Annotated in this window: 15 protein-coding genes; 8 read left to right on the plus strand and 7 right to left on the minus strand. The window is 30.7% G+C overall.

Annotated features, from left to right (window positions below):
• Positions 1 to 143 precede the first annotated feature (143 nt).
• From V7R38_RS01005 to rlmB, 5 genes are all read left to right on the plus strand, one after another.
• Positions 144 to 1808: a POTRA domain-containing protein gene (locus V7R38_RS01005; protein WP_334055665.1), complete on the plus strand. Its 1665-nt coding sequence runs from the start codon at positions 144 to 146 to the stop codon at positions 1806 to 1808.
• A gap of 342 nt (positions 1809 to 2150) precedes the next feature.
• Entirely contained in the window at positions 2151 to 5420 is a 3270-nt protein-coding gene (locus tag V7R38_RS01010; protein WP_334055666.1) for a SusC/RagA family TonB-linked outer membrane protein, read from the plus strand.
• Between the two features lie 25 nt (positions 5421 to 5445).
• On the plus strand, positions 5446 to 6936 hold the full coding sequence (locus V7R38_RS01015; RefSeq protein WP_334055667.1) for a RagB/SusD family nutrient uptake outer membrane protein: 1491 nt from the start codon (positions 5446 to 5448) through the stop codon (positions 6934 to 6936).
• A gap of 65 nt (positions 6937 to 7001) precedes the next feature.
• Positions 7002 to 7736, plus strand: a complete 735-nt coding sequence (locus tag V7R38_RS01020) for a hypothetical protein (protein ID WP_334055668.1) — start codon at positions 7002 to 7004, stop codon at positions 7734 to 7736.
• A gap of 69 nt (positions 7737 to 7805) precedes the next feature.
• On the plus strand, positions 7806 to 8552 hold the full coding sequence (rlmB, locus tag V7R38_RS01025) for a 23S rRNA (guanosine(2251)-2'-O)-methyltransferase RlmB (protein ID WP_334055669.1): 747 nt from the start codon (positions 7806 to 7808) through the stop codon (positions 8550 to 8552).
• On the opposite strand, the gene V7R38_RS01030 is transcribed toward rlmB, so the two are convergent.
• Positions 8539 to 9213, minus strand: a complete 675-nt coding sequence (locus V7R38_RS01030) for a rhomboid family intramembrane serine protease (protein ID WP_334055670.1) — start codon at positions 9211 to 9213, stop codon at positions 8539 to 8541. The two genes, rlmB and V7R38_RS01030, sit on opposite strands and share 14 nt — an antisense overlap.
• Before the next feature lie 74 nt (positions 9214 to 9287).
• Here V7R38_RS01030 and V7R38_RS01035 point away from each other — a divergent pair, with 74 nt between their 5' ends.
• The gene (locus V7R38_RS01035; RefSeq protein WP_334055671.1) at positions 9288 to 10559 is read left to right on the plus strand and encodes a replication-associated recombination protein A; all 1272 of its coding nucleotides are present in this window, start codon (positions 9288 to 9290) and stop codon (positions 10557 to 10559) included.
• Here V7R38_RS01035 and V7R38_RS01040 read toward each other — a convergent pair.
• Genes V7R38_RS01040 through V7R38_RS01055 form a run of 4 tightly spaced genes read right to left on the minus strand, consistent with a single transcriptional unit; the run spans position 10556 to position 13984 of the window.
• Positions 10556 to 11347 (minus strand): hypothetical protein, encoded by a 792-nt coding sequence (locus V7R38_RS01040; protein ID WP_334055672.1) that lies wholly within the window; start codon positions 11345 to 11347, stop codon positions 10556 to 10558. The genes V7R38_RS01035 and V7R38_RS01040 overlap by 4 nt on opposite strands.
• A gap of 1 nt (position 11348) precedes the next feature.
• Complete coding sequence (locus V7R38_RS01045) at positions 11349 to 12719, minus strand: DUF5723 family protein (RefSeq protein ID WP_334055673.1); 1371 nt, start codon at positions 12717 to 12719, stop codon at positions 11349 to 11351.
• A gap of 1 nt (position 12720) precedes the next feature.
• Positions 12721 to 13266, minus strand: coding sequence for a hypothetical protein (locus tag V7R38_RS01050; protein ID WP_334055674.1), 546 nt, complete (start codon positions 13264 to 13266; stop codon positions 12721 to 12723).
• Between the two features lie 31 nt (positions 13267 to 13297).
• A complete protein-coding gene (locus V7R38_RS01055; RefSeq protein ID WP_015482205.1) occupies positions 13298 to 13984 on the minus strand; it encodes a YjjG family noncanonical pyrimidine nucleotidase in 687 nt (228 codons plus the stop codon).
• A gap of 83 nt (positions 13985 to 14067) precedes the next feature.
• Between V7R38_RS01055 and V7R38_RS01060 the strand changes: the two genes are divergently transcribed.
• Together V7R38_RS01060 and V7R38_RS01065 are read left to right on the plus strand one after the other, a co-directional pair.
• Positions 14068 to 15300 (plus strand): lipopolysaccharide biosynthesis protein, encoded by a 1233-nt coding sequence (locus V7R38_RS01060; protein ID WP_334055675.1) that lies wholly within the window; start codon positions 14068 to 14070, stop codon positions 15298 to 15300.
• Positions 15287 to 16891, plus strand: coding sequence for an asparagine synthase-related protein (locus tag V7R38_RS01065; protein ID WP_334055676.1), 1605 nt, complete (start codon positions 15287 to 15289; stop codon positions 16889 to 16891). Before V7R38_RS01060 ends, V7R38_RS01065 begins: the two co-directional genes overlap by 14 nt.
• On the opposite strand, the gene V7R38_RS01070 is transcribed toward V7R38_RS01065, so the two are convergent.
• Together V7R38_RS01070 and V7R38_RS01075 are read right to left on the minus strand one after the other, a co-directional pair.
• Positions 16888 to 17796, minus strand: coding sequence for a hypothetical protein (locus V7R38_RS01070; RefSeq protein WP_334055677.1), 909 nt, complete (start codon positions 17794 to 17796; stop codon positions 16888 to 16890). The two genes, V7R38_RS01065 and V7R38_RS01070, sit on opposite strands and share 4 nt — an antisense overlap.
• Entirely contained in the window at positions 17797 to 19101 is a 1305-nt protein-coding gene (locus V7R38_RS01075) for a polysaccharide deacetylase family protein (protein ID WP_334055678.1), read from the minus strand.
• Positions 19102 to 19114: the final 13 nt, after the last annotated feature.

Below are 19114 nucleotides of genomic sequence, written 5' to 3' on the forward strand. Positions count from 1 at the left end.
ATTAAACTCTGCTCTTTTTTAAGAGTCCGCAAATGTACGATTAATTTCTAATTATTCAAATATCAGCAAGTTATTTTTTAAAAATGATTTTTTCGACCTGTTTTTCATCAAAACAATTACTTTTGAAAAGTATCCTCTTAATAATGAAGCAAAAAAAAAGTTTTATTCTTTTTCTATTCCTAATCAATCTTTTAAACTTAAATAATATTTATGGTCAAAAGGTTGAACTTACAATGCGTTCTGTAAACAAGTTAGAAAATGAAATACTTTCTAAACTAAACTATCAAACCAAGCACCAAGATTCAACTTCCGTAAAAAAGGAAGCTTTAAAGGTTTCTGAATATTTAAAAAACAAAGGCTACTTTTTAAATACCATAGATAGTATAAATTATAAAGAGCGTAAAGCAACTGTATATTTCTCCTTAAAAAAGAAAATAACAACTGTTACATTAAAAATAGATTCAAAGTACTCGCACCTTTTCGAAAAAAAGAGCCTTAACAATAATGAACTAGTAATAGCAGTTGACAAACTTCAAGATCTCTTGGCAACAATTTCTAAAAAACTAGATCAGGAAGGTAAATCTTTCTCAACGATTCAATTACAAAACATAACAATTATAAATCAAAACATTTATGCATCACTTATAATTAATGAATCTAAGAAAAGAACAATTGATGCTATTGAAATTAAAGGTTATGACAATTTCTCTAAAAACTACATTAGCAAGTACCTTAAGATTAAAAAAGGGATTATTTTCAATGAAGATGTTGTAGAAAAATCATCAAACTTACTCAACAAACTAAACTTTATTCAAGAAATAAAGGAACCTGAAGTTTTATTCACAGAAGACTCAACAAAACTTTATTTATATATAAAGAAGAAACAAAACAACAGTTTAGATGCGCTTGTAAATTTTGCTACAAAAGAAAATGGAGATTTTCTGCTCAATGGGAATATAAACTTAGAACTAAATAATATTCTCAATTCTGGAGAGCAATTCAAATTATTTTGGAACAGAATTGGAGAAGAAAGGCAAGAGTTTGAACTTTCAACCAAAATACCTTACATTTTTAAAAGTAAAATTACACCTGAACTCAATTTTTCACTCTATAGACAGGATAGCTCATTTACAAACGTAGCATTTAAAACAAATTTATTTTACAACATCAATTACAAAAACAAGATATCTACTTTCTTCAGTTTCGAAAATTCTGAAAACCTAGAAACAGAAAATAATGACATTTTAGATTTTCGCAACTATTTTATTGGTTTAAGCTATGAATATAAAAATGACCAAAATGAATATATTAAGTCAAACAAGTTCAACCTCAATCTTTCATTCGGAGCTGGACAGCGAAAAAGCAATTCGGAAACCAAACAGCAATATCAAATAAAAAGTATAAGTTCTTATTTATTAGAACTAAATAGTAGGAATAACATTTATCTAAGAAATGAAATTGGAATCTTAGAATCTAAAAACTATTTAATTAACGAATTATATAGAATAGGAGGAGCAAATTCCATAAGAGGTTTCAACGAGCAAAGTATATTTGCAGAACAATACACCTATTTTAATGTAGAATATCGTTTAAAAACAAGTACACAGTCTTATCTTTATAGTATCACAGATCTAGGAGGCTATGTTCAAGACAACAAAAACAACTCCTTATTGAGCTTAGGTCTTGGATACTTATTTGGGAACGATAAATACACCATTAATTTAGCACTGGCTGCAGGAAAATTCAACTCAAAGAAATTCGACGTTGAAAACACAAAATTTTTGATAAGTTGGATAAATTATTTTTAACAATGTGTTAAATTTTCTGTTCCAAACAAAAATTCCCTCCAATAGGCACCTACAAAATTAACTTAACAAACACACTTACCAACAATAACCTATAAAAAAACCTTTCCAACTAACCCAATAAAGACAACCTCTTAAACTCTGTTTTTCAACGGCTTACATACCTTAATTCATCTTAAAAAAAGACTGTTAAAATATTAATCCATACTTTGTCTGAAAGGATATTGAATACTTTTCGTCTATTAGTGAGATAATGAAATTATTTTAAAGAAATTATTGTTAAAAAATTGTTTTTTTAAGTTTTATTTAAGACTTTTGGCATTAATTAATTCAAATAATTATACAATGAAGACAAAGTTTAATGGAATTTTAACGCTATTACTAGCGTTTGTCGTGCAAATATCCTTTGCACAAGAAAAGACTATTTCAGGTACGGTTTCTGATGAATCAGGAAGTCTACCAGGAGTTAGTGTTATAATTAAAGGAAGTACTAAAGGTACAGAAACTGATTTTGACGGTAAGTATTCTATTCAAGCTAAAACTGGAGATGTTTTAGTATTTAGATACTTAGGGTACAAAGCAAGTGAAAGAACAGTTGGATCTTCTAACGTTATTAACGTAAAGTTAGCAGAAGATGCAAATGTTTTAGATGAGATTGTTGTTGTAGGTTATGGTACTTCAACAAAACAGGCATTCGTTGGAACAGCGGCTGTAGTAAAGCAAGAACAATTAGAGGTAAAAAACTTCTCTAACGTTTCTCAAGCTTTAACAGGTGAGGTTGCAGGGGTTACTGTAATTAATAGTTCTGGTCAGCCAGGTACTGTTGGTGCAATTAGAATTAGAGGTTATGGATCTGTAAATGGTAACAGAGCTCCATTATATGTAGTAGATGGTGTACCTTTTTCTGGTAGTATCAACTCTATTAACCCAAGTGATATTGCTAGTACAACTATCTTAAAGGATGCAACTGCAACTGCAATTTATGGTTCTAGAGGTGCAAACGGTGTTGTATTAATTACAACTAAAGGTGGTAGTGCTTCTAACTCTTACATCGAAATTGATGTGAAAACAGGTGTTAACGACCAGTTAATTCCAAGATATGACGTAGTAACTGACCCAGAAGAGTACATTGGTTACGTTTGGGAAGGTATTAAAAACAGAGGTGTTGTAACTGGTAACCCAGATCCAGTAGCATTCGCTAACGCAAACTTATTTACAAACAACTATGTTGCACCAGGATACAACATGTGGAATGTAACTAGTGGAGCAGATTTAATAGACCCAACAACTGGTACAGTTCGTCCAGGAGTTACTAGAAAATATACTCCATTAAGATATGCAGATGTTGCATTTGATTCAGCGATTAGAACTGAAACTAACTTAAGAATGGGTGGTGGTAATCAAGATACTAGATATTTTGCTTCTTTCGGTTACTTAGATGATAATGGTTATTCTATTAACACAGGTTATAAAAGATACACAACTCGTTTAAACTTAACTAGTGATGTTAAGCCTTGGTTAAAATTAAACAGCAACATTGGTTATGCATATTCAGAGAATATTGCTAACGGTCAAATTGCTGGTTCTGAAAACGTATTCGAATTTGCTGATAAAATGGCACCTATCTTCCCAGTTTTCTTAAGAGACGATAATGCACAATTAGTACCAGATTTATTTTATGGAGGTTTCCAATATGATTATGGTTCTTTATCAGGATTAAGAGATAGACCAAATGCGAATGGATTAAACCCAATTGGTTCTGCTAAGTATGACTTTAACGGAACTGATCGTCATGAAATGAATGGTAACTTCTCAGCTACATTCAAATTCACAGAAAACTTATCGGCAGAGATAAGATATGGTGTGCAGTATGCAACACAAAAGAATAGAGACTACACTAATAAATTTTATGGTGGAGGTCAAGCAACAAGTGGAGACATTACTATTAATGACTTCTCTAGTTTAACACAAAACATTTTACAGATTGTTAAGTATAACAATTCTTGGGGTAACCATTCTTTCGATGCTTTAGTAGCACATGAAAGTAATGACTTTGAGCAAAATTTTGCTTCTGCTTCTAAAGGATTACAAATTAGCCCATTCTTATTCGATTTAGATAACTTTCAATCAAGTTTAGGTTTACCTTCTGGTTCTACAAGTGGATTTACAATTGAATCTTACTTTAGTCAGTTTAACTATAACTTCGATCAGAAATATTACTTCTCTGCTTCTGTAAGAGCAGATGGTTCTTCAAGATTCGTAAATGACAAATGGGGAACATTTGGTTCTGTTGGTGCCTCTTGGATTGCTAGTAATGAAGATTTCTTACAAGACAGCTTTATTAGCTACTTAAAATTAAAAGCTTCTTACGGTATTACTGGAGATCAAGCTGGTGTTGGATTCTTCTCAGGATATAACACGTTTAACGGTGGTAACTTAGGTGGTAGTATTTCATTAGCTCCTGGAGCAAATGGTAACCCAGATTTAACTTGGGAAACTACTAATCAATTCCAAGTTGGTGCTGAAATGAGTTTTGGAAAGTATTTAGATGTAAACTTAGATTACTATAACAAATTAACTGATAACTTAATCTTTAACCGTTTTGTAGGGCCATCTCAAGGTATCTCTTCTATTACTGTAAATGATGGTGAATTAGTGAACAAAGGTTTAGAATTTGATGTTACTGGACACTTAGTAGATAGTAAAGACTTTACATTAGATTTATCTGTAAATGGTGAAATTGTAACTAATGAAATACTTACTATGCCATTAGATCCTGCAACAGGTGAGCCTCAATTATTGACTCCAAGTGGATTTTATGCAAGATCAGAAGGAAGATCTATTTTTGACTTCTATATGAGAGAATGGGCTGGTGTAGATCCTGCTGATGGTGCTCCAATGTGGTACCAGTATTATGATGATGTGAATAACAATGGTGTTTTAGATGCTGGTGAACCATCTTCATACTCTAGTGGTTCTTGGGTTCCTACAGATCCTGCAGTAGTTAACAACACTGGTTCTATTGTAGAATACCAAATTAAAGTTCCTGGTGCTAATATCCAGAAAACCGTAACTAAAACTTATTCTGATGCATCTGATGTATACGCAGATAAATCAGCAATTGCAGATGTAAGAGGTGCTTTCCGTTTATCTGGTAAAGTTGGTAACTTCAACTTTGGTACTCAGTTTACATATAGTTTAGGAGGATACGCTTACGATGCTCAATACGCAGAATTAATGTCTGATCGTTTTGGAGCAGTAGGTAACAACTACCACAAAGATATCGCTAACAGATGGCAAAATCCAGGAGACATCACTGATGTACCTGCATTAACAGATAACGCGATTGTAAATGGTACTTCTACTTCAACTAGATTTATTACATCAACAGATTTCATTGCATTAAACAACGTTAATATCGGATATAACATACCAAAACAATATTTAGATAAAATATCTGTACAAACAGTGAACATTTGGTTCTCAGCAGATAACTTATTTAATGCTACTGCACGTCAAGGTTTCTTACCAAACACAAGTGAGTCAGGAAATTCAGGACGAAGATTATATGCACCAATGAGTACAATGACATTAGGTGTTAGAGTGAAATTTTAATAATAAAATTTAAATTTAAAAAAACATGAATAAATTAATTAAATTCGGATTACTCTCTGCATTAGCGATATCAACAGTAAGTTGTGGAGACGATTTTCTAGAGAAGCCAGCCCTTGAAGGGTCAGCTTCTTTAACCTCTGCTCAGTTAGAGCAGGCATCTACGATTGACCCTGAGGTTACAGGGGCATTAATGGGTGGTGTATATTCATTAACATTTACCTTCGGTTCAGGAGGTACATCAGGGCATGATGACTTTGGTCACAAGTCTTATGATATCTTTAGTGATATGTTATCAAGTGACATGGCTTTAAGTACAAGTACTTATGGATGGTATAGAGCATCTATTACTGAGTACCAAGCACCACAAGATTTTACATTTGGAGACAACAGACAAGTTTGGAGATACTACTACAGAATTGTAAGAGGTTGTAACGAAGTAATTGATGGTTTAGGAGGTACAGATATTACTCCAGAGAGTGCTGCAAATAAAGCAATTATGGGTCAAGCAAAAGCTTTACGTGCTCATTCTTACTTTTATTTAACACAGTTCTATCAAAAAGAGTATGATGGTGCAGAAGAAATTCTACCTATCTACAGAAGTGCTACAGACTTAAATGGTCCTAAAGTAGCTGCTTCTGAAATCTATGACTTAATGGAGCAAGATTTGACTGAAGCTATCTCTTTATTAGACGGTTTTACAAGATCTAACAAAACTGAGATCAACAAGTCAGTTGCTCAAGGTATTTATGCTTATGTATTAGGTGCTAGAGGAACAGACTATGCGAAAGCATATAACATGGCTAAAGCTGCTATCAGCGGATATTCTTTAATGAGTTCTTCTGAAATTACAGGTGGTTTTAACAATGTAAATACTCCAGGATGGATGTGGGGTGTTGACTTAAACGATGAAATTGGTCTTGGATTAGTTTCTTGGTGGGGTCAAATGGATTACTTCGCATACAGTTACCCTGCATTTGGAGATGCTAAATCAATGGATCAAGATTTATTTGATGCAATTCCAGCAAATGACTTCAGAAAAGATCAGTATGTAGATAACCCAGGAGCTTATACTCACTTAATGCCATTAAACAAATTTTACAATGCAGCTAGAACACGTTATGGTGTAACTAGAATTGTACAAGATGATTATGTTTACATGAGAGTTGCTGAAATGCACTTATTAGCTGCAGAATATGCTGCTTTCTCTGGAAACGATGCTCAAGCTAGAACTGAATTAAAAGCTTTAGTTAGCCAAAGAGTTCCAGATGCATCTTACATAGATGGTTTATCAGGTCAAGGTTTAAAGAATGAAATTTACTTACAAACTAGAATAGAACTATGGGGAGAAGGTAAAAGTTACTTAGCTATGAAGCGTAATAAAGCAACTGTTACTAGAGGTTCTAATCACTTATCTTTTGTAGGTGCTTCAATTCCTTACAATGACGAGAGAATGACTTTCGAAATTCCTGAAGGAGAGATTCAATTTAATCCTTTTATCTCTACTCAGAACAACTAATATTTAATTATTTAATTGAATAGGAGATGTAAAAGTCTCCTATTCTCATTTTAAACGCCAAAAAAATGAAACAAATAAAACTTTACACATTACTATTTTTAAGCATTGCATTATTCACAGGTTGTGAAGAAGACGTTGAAGCACCTGGAACTCCATATGCTTCTTTCGAAACTTACTTCTCTAGCGATGTAACTGTAACTCCTGGAGAGAGTTTAACAAAATCAATTAGCGTATTTTCTGCAAACATTACTGGAGCAGACAGAACAATCGATTTAACTACTTCTGGAACTATTTCAGCTGCATCTTATACAATGCCTACTTCAATTACTATTCCTGCAAACTCGAATGAGGCAGTATTAGACATTACTTTTAATGAAAATGATCTAGACATTATTGTAGATAAAACATTAAATATAGACATGGTTGCTGGCGGAGATATTATCGTTGGTGATGGAATTTCTTTAAACGTAGCTAAAGGTTGTCCTTCAGGACAAGGTAAAGCTAAAGTTGCTGTAACTTTAGATGCATATCCAGAAGAAGTTTACTGGAGAATTGTAAATACAGATACTGGAGCAACAGTTATGGCTAACGCAGCTAGTCCTGCTTATGGAGGATATGCTGGCTTAAGTGGTACTCAAAGAGATGCTGCTTGTTTAGCAAATGGTAACTATAGAGTTGATATCTTCGATCAATATGGAGATGGAGCTGGTGCATTTGAAATCACTGTAAACGGAGTGCAAGTATTTGCTACTAATGGTGCTTATGGTGGTGGTACATCTAGTACATTTGTTGTAAACTAAATAAAAAATTACAATATTTTAAAAATCGTAATCAATCTGATTACGATTTTTTTATTTAAATAAAATACATTGAAAGAAACTACAAACATTTTCGGATTAAGAGCAATCATTGAGGCAATAGAAAGCGGATCTACTATCAACAAAATTTATCTACAAAAAGGCTTAAGGGGTAGTTTGTATTATGAACTAGACAAATTAATTAAAGATTCTAAAATTGCTACAAGTACTGTACCAGTAGAAAAATTAAATAGACTATCTAAAAACAGTAATCATCAAGGTGCAGTTGCACAAATTTCACCAATAGATTTTTATGATTTAGAAACACTATTGGATGATACTTTAGAAGCAGATAAAGTACCTTTCTTTTTAATTTTAGATCAATTATCTGATGTAAGGAATTTTGGTGCCATCATTAGAACTGCAGAATGTTCAGGAGTAAATGGTATTATCATTCAAAAAAATGGAAGTGCACCTGTTAATGCAGAAACTATAAAAACATCAGCTGGAGCAGCATTCAAAATGCCAATTTGTAAAGTGGACCATATTAAAGACGCGTTGTTTATACTTCAAGCCTCAAATATAAAAACAGTGGCTGCTACTGAAAAGACAGATAGCTCAATTTACGATGTCAATTTTAATCAACCTATAGCTATTATTATGGGCTCTGAACATAGAGGAGTAAATCCGTCTGTTCTAAAAATGGTTGATTATAAAGCAAAGTTACCTTTATTAGGAAACATTGAATCATTAAATGTTTCTGTAGCTTGTGGTGTTTTTCTTTATGAAACTGTTAGACAAAGATCTATTCTTTCATAGTTGCGTCACTTTCTTCTGGGTACTCAGGTTGAATCAAATTTCCTTGCTCATCAAACAGAAGATCGAAATCTGTTTTACTGAATTCGTATTCTTTTTTAACCAATCCGTTTTTACGATAAATAAAAGCTAGGATTAATCCCACAACAAATCCTGATAAATGACCTTCCCAAGACATACCGTCTTTAATGGGAAACACATACCAAATCATACTACCATAAAGGAAAATCACTATTAAAGATAGCGCCACTAATCTATAGTGCTTTCTGATTATTCCACTAAAAAACACAAAACTAAAAACCAGGTATACAATACCACTTGCTCCAATATGATAAGAATCTCTTGCTATAGCCCAAGTTGTAAATCCTGTTAACAATCCTCCAATAAGTAAAATTTTGAAAGCAATATTTCTGTAGAAATAAAACAGACTACTCAATAATACAAATAAAGGAATTGAATTATTAAATAAATGACTTGTATTGCTATGTAAAAAATGAGTAAATAATATACCTCTTAATCCTTTAAGTGTTCTTGGAAAAACACCGTATTTATTTAGATTAAAACCATACTTTATTTCCACAATATAAATACCCCAAATTATTACGATAAATAAGGAAGGCACTAAAAATGGTGACGTTTTATTTTGTAATCCATCATCTTGCATGTACCAAAATATACAAAAACCTAACCAAAGCCTAAATTGACAAATTCTGTCAGAAATCTTTGTATTTTTGTACTATGAATGAACCTTTGGCAGAAAGAATTAGACCCAAAACTTTAGAAGACTATATAAGTCAGCAGCATTTAGTTGGACCTAAAGGAGTTTTGACAAATTTGATTAAGCAGGGAATTATACCTTCTTTAATTCTTTGGGGACCACCAGGAATTGGAAAAACTACCTTAGCGAACATTATTGCTACAGAGTCTAACAGACCATTTTACACGCTAAGTGCAATAAGTTCTGGAGTAAAAGATGTTAGAGAAGTTATTGAAAAAGCAAAAAAAAGTGGTGGTTTATTTACGGCCAAAAACCCAATATTATTTATCGATGAAATTCATAGGTTTAGCAAATCGCAGCAAGACTCATTACTTGGTGCTGTAGAAAAAGGTTGGGTAACACTTATAGGTGCAACTACAGAAAACCCAAGTTTTGAAGTAATACCTGCACTTTTATCTAGATGTCAAGTTTATATTTTAAATTCATTTGATAAAAACGATTTAATAGCACTTTTAGAACGCGCAATTCAAAAAGATGATATTCTTGCTGGTAAAACTATAAAACTCACGGAAACTGATGCCTTATTGCGTGTTTCTGGAGGAGATGCTCGAAAATTATTAAACATTTTTGAGCTTTTAGTCTCAACAGAAGATCATGTAGAAATCACCAACGATTATGTTTTAGATAAAATTCAGCAGAACACCACCAGATATGATAAAACTGGAGAACAACATTATGACATTATTTCAGCTTTTATAAAATCTATAAGAGGTAGTGATCCAAATGCTGCAGTTTATTATTTAGCTAGAATGATTGAAGGTGGTGAAGATGTAAAATTTATTGCGAGAAGATTATTGATTCTTGCTTCTGAAGACATTGGTAATGCAAATCCAACCGCATTAATTTTGGCTAACAATACGTTTCAAGCAGTTGCTGTAATTGGTAATCCAGAAAGTAGAATAATACTGAGCCAATGTGTGGTTTATTTAGCTAATTCTGCCAAAAGCAATGCTTCATACCTAGCTATTAATAAAGCACAGAGTTTGGTAAAACAAACTGGTGATTTATCTGTTCCTCTGCATTTAAGAAACGCTCCAACAAAGTTAATGAGAGATTTAGATTATGGAAAGAGTTATAAATATGCTCATGATTTTCCTGATAATTTTGCAGAACAAGAATTTTTACCAGAAGAAATAGCAGGTACTAAATTATATGAACCAGGAAATAACGCAAGAGAAAATCAGTTTAATGAAATTCTTAAAAAGCGATGGAAAAAGAAATACAATTACTAAAATTTAATGCGTAATTCTTCTTGAATTAATCTATTGTATATGTAATACTCTAGCTGCCACTTATCCCCTTTTTTGTAAACAATTCCTTTTAAATTTTTTAGAATAAATATTGAGTCATTGTTCGTTTTTAATAAAGTATACACAATTTTAGGCGTTGCATTTACCAGTTGAAATCCTTCAGGAATTTCCTGCGCATATAAAAGAGTATTATTGTTCAATTTTATAGTGTTCTCTTCTATTTTACCTTCTTTAAGTTGCTTATTTTGTTTTACTTCTTTTAAAACTTTCTCATAAACATCATCAGATATTACTGCAGCCACAACTTCTTTATCTTTTGCTTTGATGCTATTTACATCTACATAACTATACCTAAAGTTTGTCATACTTTTTACTGCTTCTCTTATGCTTGCATGATATGCTTTCTTGTAATCTTTAAATTTACTTTTACCAATTTTAGAAGTATAAATTACTTTACCAAAACAATCTTTTGCTTCTAAATAATTTTTAGTTTGGAGCATTGAAGAATCGTCTTTTACAGAAACAATTAAAGCTGCACATTTATTTTTTGACAAAGCATCAGGAATGTTTTCATTGCTCAAGAAAACAGGAAAGCCTTTCTTTTGCAATAAGAACTTAGTTAATGAACTAGTTTGATAAGCATCTACTGAATTTACAAAATCAAATTGATTGGGTACAATAATGTATTGGTACTTCTCTAAACTTACAGATTGACCATATGATAAACCTGCAAAACATAATACAAGTATTAAAAGTATTTTTCTAAACATATTAATTAAATAAAAAATTGAAACCTAATTGAAAAGAGGCACTATTTGTAGACGATAAATCACCATATTCTAATAAATTGTCTGCCAAACCATAAATATTAAAACTACCCAATTGTAAAGATAAACCTGCACCAATATTTGTATATGAAAAATCATCTATAGTATAGGTTACTTTAGTATGAATTTTGTTCGTAATTGCTTTTTCGTAAAAGCCAGTTAAGGCCAATTGCGAACTTAAAGGCCTAAATACATTATACAATTGAACGCCTATTGCATCTGTATAAAAGTTTTTATAGGTATTATCATAACATACTTTACTTCTGTAATCTCCAAAACTATATTTTAAGGCCAAATTTAATTTTGTTGGCCTCCATGAAATATAAGATTCAAAATCATCTGTAACCGGAATTTCATCTTGAAAACGTTGATCTATTTCATTCCAATTTTCAAAATTATCATCATTATTAAACTCTAGTGCAACACCTTCAAAAACAAAATTACCTGTTACACTCGTATTTTTAGTATTCGTTTTATGATTGATAAAACCCAAATCTAAAATACTACCTGAAAACTCTAATTGAGGAGTTATTCTATATGTTAAACCAACATCGAAACCAATACCGATATTACTACCAAAAAAGGTGTTTTTTAAATAAGTACTTGCATCTGTAATGTATTCGTTGTTTTCAATTAAACCAGAGGTTCTAAATTTTAAATTTACATCTGTTAAATAGTGTGTATAAATATTATTAGTACCACCAGTTGTTGTAAATAAGCCAGTATTGTTATTTGACTCTGCATTTAACGCAGATGAATAAATTTTAAACCTACCTCCTATGGTTAAATTCTCATTTACTTTTTTAGAAATACCTGCATGCAAAACGCCTAAAAAATCTGCTTTGTATCTAATGCCTGCTGCACTAAATGCTCTATTGATATGAGGTGCATTTCCTTCACTTATAAAGTCTAATGCATCTTTAGGATAATACCCAATAGCATCTAACTCTTGATAAAATCCAAAGCTGATATAATAATCGTCTTTAAAACGAAAACCTCCACTTAGAATTTCTATCTGGGTATTTATCTTTGTAAAATCTCGATACGATAAATTTTGAATGGCCTCTGCAATCTTATCATTTATAGAGCGATTATCATTGGCAAAAATATCCGAAAGTACAACTCCTTTTGATCCAAAATCTGAGGAAACTCCAGACAATAAAGGTAAACCCACATGAAATTTATAATTTACTTCTGAAGCAGGATTTAACAATAAGGTTTGTGGCAATTCAGCAAAATTATACAGAATTTGTTTGTTCTGTGCCGAAATTTGAAAAAGCACTAAACACAGTATCAGGTTAAAAATTTTTCTCATCTTAAATTTCTGATTCTATATAAAGCGTTACTGATGATTTTAATTCAAACTCACTAGTATCATTTGGGTTCATACTTGCACCTGTATCTTCTAGCTCTGCTCTAATTCTTACCTTAGTAGTATTTATAATGGCAGGATTTGCGCTAACAAAAACCTCTTCTGTATACGTGTTTTCTAAATCTTCAGCAGGAATTACTATGGAAGCAAATTGATATAGTACTGTATTGTTATCATCTAAAAAGGATACATCAATAGTTACCTCTCTATCAAATTCATTTTTAATTAACGTACTAAAATCGATTCTTACAATATCTTCATTAACAAAAGAATCTTCAAATACTCTAAAGTCAGAAACTGATGTTACACTTGTTTCTTGAACACCCAAATCATTAAAAAATTGACCTGGTACTACAGAGAAAAAAGTAAGAGAAGAAGTAACTACTGGCTTGTAGACATAATCATTAATTTGATCGAAATCCAACTCTTCATAGCAGGAATTAAATAATAATAAACAGCAAATGACACTTAATTGAAGTACACTTTTCATAAAATGAGTTTAGTTTTTAACGTAATTCTGATTACAGATATTGCTTTAATTCGTGAAGTGCTGTAATGCTTTCAAAATCTGTATTGTCTATTACATCATTTTCAAAATTACAATGAATTGCTTTAATACCAGAGTTTATTGCTCCATAAATATCGGCCTCAATACTATCACCAATCATAATTGAATTGTTGGCATTTGCTTTTGCTTTATCTAGAGCAAATTCAAAAACCCTCGGATTTGGTTTCTTAACTCCAACAGATTCTGAGGTTACAATAACATCAAAATAATCTAAGATTTTAGAAGACTGCATCTTCTTAGCCTGAATTTCTTCAAACCCATTTGTTATGATGTGCAGGTTGTATTTATCTTTTAAATAATCTAAAATTTCAAAAGTTCCTTGAAATAAGTGATTAAAATGTGGAAGAAAATCAATGTACTCTATAGCAATAGTATCTATTAAATCATCCGAAATTTCGAAATTAATGGCGTCAAAAGTATTTTTTAATCGGCTATATCTAAGTTCGCTCTTTGTAATTTTTTCTTCTCTATATAGCCTCCAAAATTCTAAATTTAAAGGTTTATAAACTTCTAAAAACTTATGTAAATCAATTTCTATTTTCTGTTTTTCAAATACTTTTTGAAAAGCCAAATCAGAATTTTTCTCAAAATCCCAAAGTGTGTGATCTAAATCAAAAAATACGTGCTCTATCTTTGCCATTTTCCTTTATATTTGAATACACTATTTAGGTAAGTAATATGCAACTATTTTCTTTTTTAAAAAAAGAGTTTGTAAAAAATGTTTTGACATTAATTACAGGTTCTGCTTTAAGTCAAGTAGTAGTTTATGCATCTATTTTATTACTTACAAGATTATTCTCTGCAGAACTTTTTGGTATTTATATACTATTTTCATCTGCTACAATTATTTTAAAACCGTTAGCCACCTTGCAATTTGAGTTTGCTATAGTATTACCTAAAAAAGATAAAGATGCTATAAACCTATTTGCCTTTTCAACTTTAATCCTAATACTCTATTGCCTTTTATTACTGCTTATTGTAAGTCTTTTTAAAACAGAAATATTAGATTTTTTCAATATCACAGTACTTTCTAATTTTATTTATCTACTGCCTTTAAATGTTTTCTTATTTGGCTTAATTGCTAATTTTGATTATTGGAATAATAGAAACGATAATTTTAAAGCCATTTCTAAAGGCTTGTTTTTAAAGTCTTCTAGCATGAGTGCTACTCAAATTGCAACAGGGTTTTCTTCTTATAACTCCATAGGTTTAATTCCTGGGATGCTAATAGGCTATGTATTGCAAATTTTTTATTTGCTTCAATTAACTTACAACAAATTGCAACCTTTTTGTAAAGATGTCAGTTTAAATAGAATGCTATTTCTAGCAAAGAAATATAAAGACATTCCTATTTTCAACTCTATTATTAACCTTACCAACAATCTTTCTAATGAGTTGCCAGTATTATTAATAACAAAGTATTTTGGCTTGGCAAGTTCTGGTATTTATGGCTTGGCTGTAAAATTTATGAGGGCACCAATAGGAGTTGTGCAACAATCTGTGAATCAAGTATTTTTTAATAAAGCTACAAAATTGTATAATGATCAAGGTAGCCTGTATGCCTTAGTTCTAAAAACAGCAAAGCATTTATTAATCATTAGTTTACTTATTTTTACGCCTTTATTCATCTTATCTTATTACTTAGAATTTTTGTTTGGTGAAGGTTGGACAGATGTTGGGTTATATGCTCGAATTCTAATTCCTTGGTTATTTTTTGCTTTTTTCAGCAATCCTTTAAATTCGTTAATACTCATTTTGAATAAGCAAAAAACTATGGTTGTATTAGATATAGCCTTGCTTATTTTTAGATTCCTTGCCTTATTTTGTGGCTACTATTTTTACAATGACATTATAATAGCGCTCGCTTTATTTTCTATGGTAGGTATGATTTTTAATATCCTTATATTTATATATCTGCTTCAAACATCTAAAGAAAAAAATAGTGCTTACCAATAAAAATATCACTTTAAAATTTAACCATGGTTTTCAATGGTTTTGCAATAGTACTATTGCCTTAAAAGGATATTTTTATTGTGATGATGTTTTTTATGAAAAAGAAAATGCGCTTGCATTTTTAACCAACCTACTACCTAATGAAAATAGTAAATCGATTTTAAAAAACTTAAATGGGGTTTTTACCATTATTATTTCAAGTGAAAATAGTGTAGAAATTGTTTGTGATAATACTAGAGCTTTCCCTTTATTTTATACCATTCAAAATGATAGTTTATCTATTAGTGATGATATTTTAATACTAAAAAACAAGTTCAAAATCAATACGTTTGATGAAATAGCTAAATTAGAATTTAAAGCCTCTAATCATACGCACTCAAACAAAACTCTTTTAGATTCCGTTTTTCAATTAGAACCAAGCACTTACCTGCGTTTTAAAAATCAAAGGTTAGTAGAAAAAGTTGTTTTATTTTCTTACGCTATTAAAACTGAAAGCAAAGCATCTTATACAGACTTAAAAGATGAAGCAATCGTTATTTTTGAAAAAGCTTTTATTAGATTGATAAAATCTTTGCAAAACAAAACAGTTCTGCTTCCTTTAAGTGGTGGTTATGACTCTAGGTTGATTGCTGCACTACTAAAAAAACACAATTACAAAAATGTAATTTGCTTTACCTATGGTAGAAAAGAAAATTTTGAAATTGAAAACTCCAAGAAAACTGCTGAAGCCCTAGGCTATCCTTGGTATTTTATAGAATATACTCCAGCATTAATTTCAAATTATCTTGAAACTAAAGAGTTCTTAAGTTATGCGCATTTTGCAGGCAAACACTCTTCTATGCCCTATTTGCAGGAATATTTTGCCATAAAATATTTAAAAGAAGAACTTAAAATACCAAAAAACTCAGTTTTTATACCTGGATTTGCAGGTGATTTTTTAGGTGGAACTGAGTACAATAAAATTCCAAAGAACATAAAGAGTCATACTATTGCAGATGCTATACTAAATCTTAAATTGAATAATACGCATCTTTCCGAACAAGAAAAAATTGAGTTAAAACACGAAATCAATTCTAGTTTAAATAAGGTAGACCAAGATTATCAATCAAAAATTGCAAGTACGGTTTTTGAAGACTATAATTTTAGAGAAAGACTTGCTAAATACATCTTCAATTCAGCTAGTTATTATTTGTTTTTTGATTTTGAATTTAGATTTCCTTATTGGGATATGGAGTTATTAGCATTTTTTAAAAATGTACCCATCACCTATAAACAAATGAAAATTTTATATGATGATGTTTTAACTACAGCTTATTTTAATGATTATAATGTGAATTTTAAGAATGAAATTCAACCCAAAAAATCTGATTTAATCAAACAAAAAATCAAGGATAAAATCAAACCAAGATTATCTGATACGTTAAAAGAAAGTATTTTAAAAAAGCACGATTGGAACAATTATGAGTCAATTACAAAACAAATGCTTTTACAGATGAAAAAATACGGACTACCTGTAAAAAGAGTTTACAAAGACTATAATGAGATCATTTCTCAATGGTACATCTATTTATGCGAAAACAAACTGAACAACTAGCTTTTAAATAATTTTACTAAAGCAGGCAATTGGTTGTATTTAATTTCTTGATAATTTAATGTATTAGCCCCAAAACTTAAAAAATACTCGGCAATACTTTTCATAGATGAGCCTCCAAAATTAAACAGTTCAAAATCATTATGGTATTTTTGAATGGCAGTATTTATAAGAAAGGTATTTTCGCCATTTTTTCTAAAATTAAAATCTGTAGAAGACACCAATATAGTAATGGTATTTTTGTGTTTTAAGAAAAAACCAGAAGCTACTAATTGATGGTGTTCATTATAAATAGACAACACCTCTCCTACTTCTTTTTCTATGCAAATGGTAATTAATTTCGATAGATTATCATAATCTTTATCTGTAATAAAAGGTGTTCTTTTACCTACATTATTTCGAAATAACTGGATTATTTTTTTTGGATCATCATTCCATTTAGCACTCAAACCTGCTTTTGTAGCTTTCTTTAAATCCTTTTTCCGATCTTTTCTAAAACCACTAATAATAGTATCGTAATTTGAGTTTAAAGGCAACACTTGAATTTGCTTTTCTACAAGATACGAAGCCTCTATTTTTATCGGATTTGCCGTATTTAATTTACTCTCTACAAACCTGAACTTTGTAAATAATAGTTTATAAAACTGTTCAACATCAACAGTATTATCTATAGAAAAAACACCCAATTCTAACAACCAAAAAGGTGGGTACACATACTTTATAAAGTTCTTCTTTCTCCAACAAATAGGCATTACAGCTTCATAATCATCTAAAACCAAAACAGACCAATTGTCTGCAACAATATCTAGATACCAAGAGTAAGCATAAACTTTATTTTGTAGTGAATTGGTAATACAATTGTTGTATTTTTCTTCATGTAATGCAGCTCTTTCTATGTAGGTAATCATTTAAGAAGTAACAATTTTTAACATAGATTCATACAAACGCTTCCAACCTTTCCAACGCAAATAATCACTTAACGTCTCATTATGAAATAACGTAATAAATGTTCCATTTACGGCTTTTACCTCATTCTTTAAATCTCTAATTTTTCCTAAAGATTGTTTTGGAGTTAGTTTCATATAATCATTCAAAGTAGTATCCATCAATGCAAAAGGGAACACTTTTAATGGTGTTTGAATTTCAAAATCTAAATCGTAAAAATAGAAAGGTGTGCAAGTACCAGCCCTAAAACCAACATTGCTAGCATAGCCCATAGAATAATCTTCTTCTATTTCTAAATCTATTAAAAGTTGATAGGTTTCTGGCAAACTAAATCGTAAATAATGCTGTCTAGAACTTTTTAAAGGAGTATTGGTAATATTCTCTAAACGTTCTTTTTCTTTTTTGATTAAAGCCGAATTTTGCATTGAAAAATAGGAAGGGTGCAAACCAACTCTTGCATAATCTACCATTTCTTTAATAAGCAATCTGTATTTGCTTTTAGAAACAGAAACATTAGTATCAAAAGTGGTATAATCGCCTACTAGAAAAAAGAAAATGGTGTTTACATTGTACTTTTTCTTTAGTGCTAGAATAGTATCAAAGGTGTTGTAAGGATCTGCTTTTAAGTTCAAATTAACAGCAAGTCTGTTAATAACATTCAAAATTCTAAACGTAAAAATATCATTCAAAAATCCGCCTACACTTCTAACAAAACTTTTGTTTTTATAAGCAAAAGCATTGTCTATATCTACAGTAGAAATAAATTTGAACTTTCTTATAGGGTACTTGTAATCTGGAAACTTTTCTTTTAAGACTTCTAAAAATTTAAAAGCCCAAATGTCAACAACGGGTTTTTCTAAAAACCCTTTTTTAAACGCCAAACTCTGCTCTGCAGTAAATCTACCATGAACATCTTTTACATGTGGTAAATATTCTTCATAACGTGTAATTAGGTAAAAACTAGCTGCAAAAATATCAAAGGGAACAGATGACTTTACGTTAGTGGCAAAAAAGCAAGGAACAGCATCCCATTTATTAATTATAATTTCTAAATCATTTACACCTTGTTCAAAAAGCAAATCATTACTTTTTATAAAAAACTCGTTACCTAAGGGTGTTTTTGTGTAGCTAATTTTAGGTCCATTGTGTGCTACAAACTCTTCTACCTTACTAGTAAAACTCACAGGTATCAAAAGGGTTCTTGTAACTATATGCTTAAAAATATAGCGAACTCTTGGTGTAACTTTGTGTGAGTAAATTAATATCATGTAAATGGTTAAA

The organism is Polaribacter sp. P097, from assembly GCF_036864555.1.
GTDB lineage: Bacteria > Bacteroidota > Bacteroidia > Flavobacteriales > Flavobacteriaceae > Polaribacter.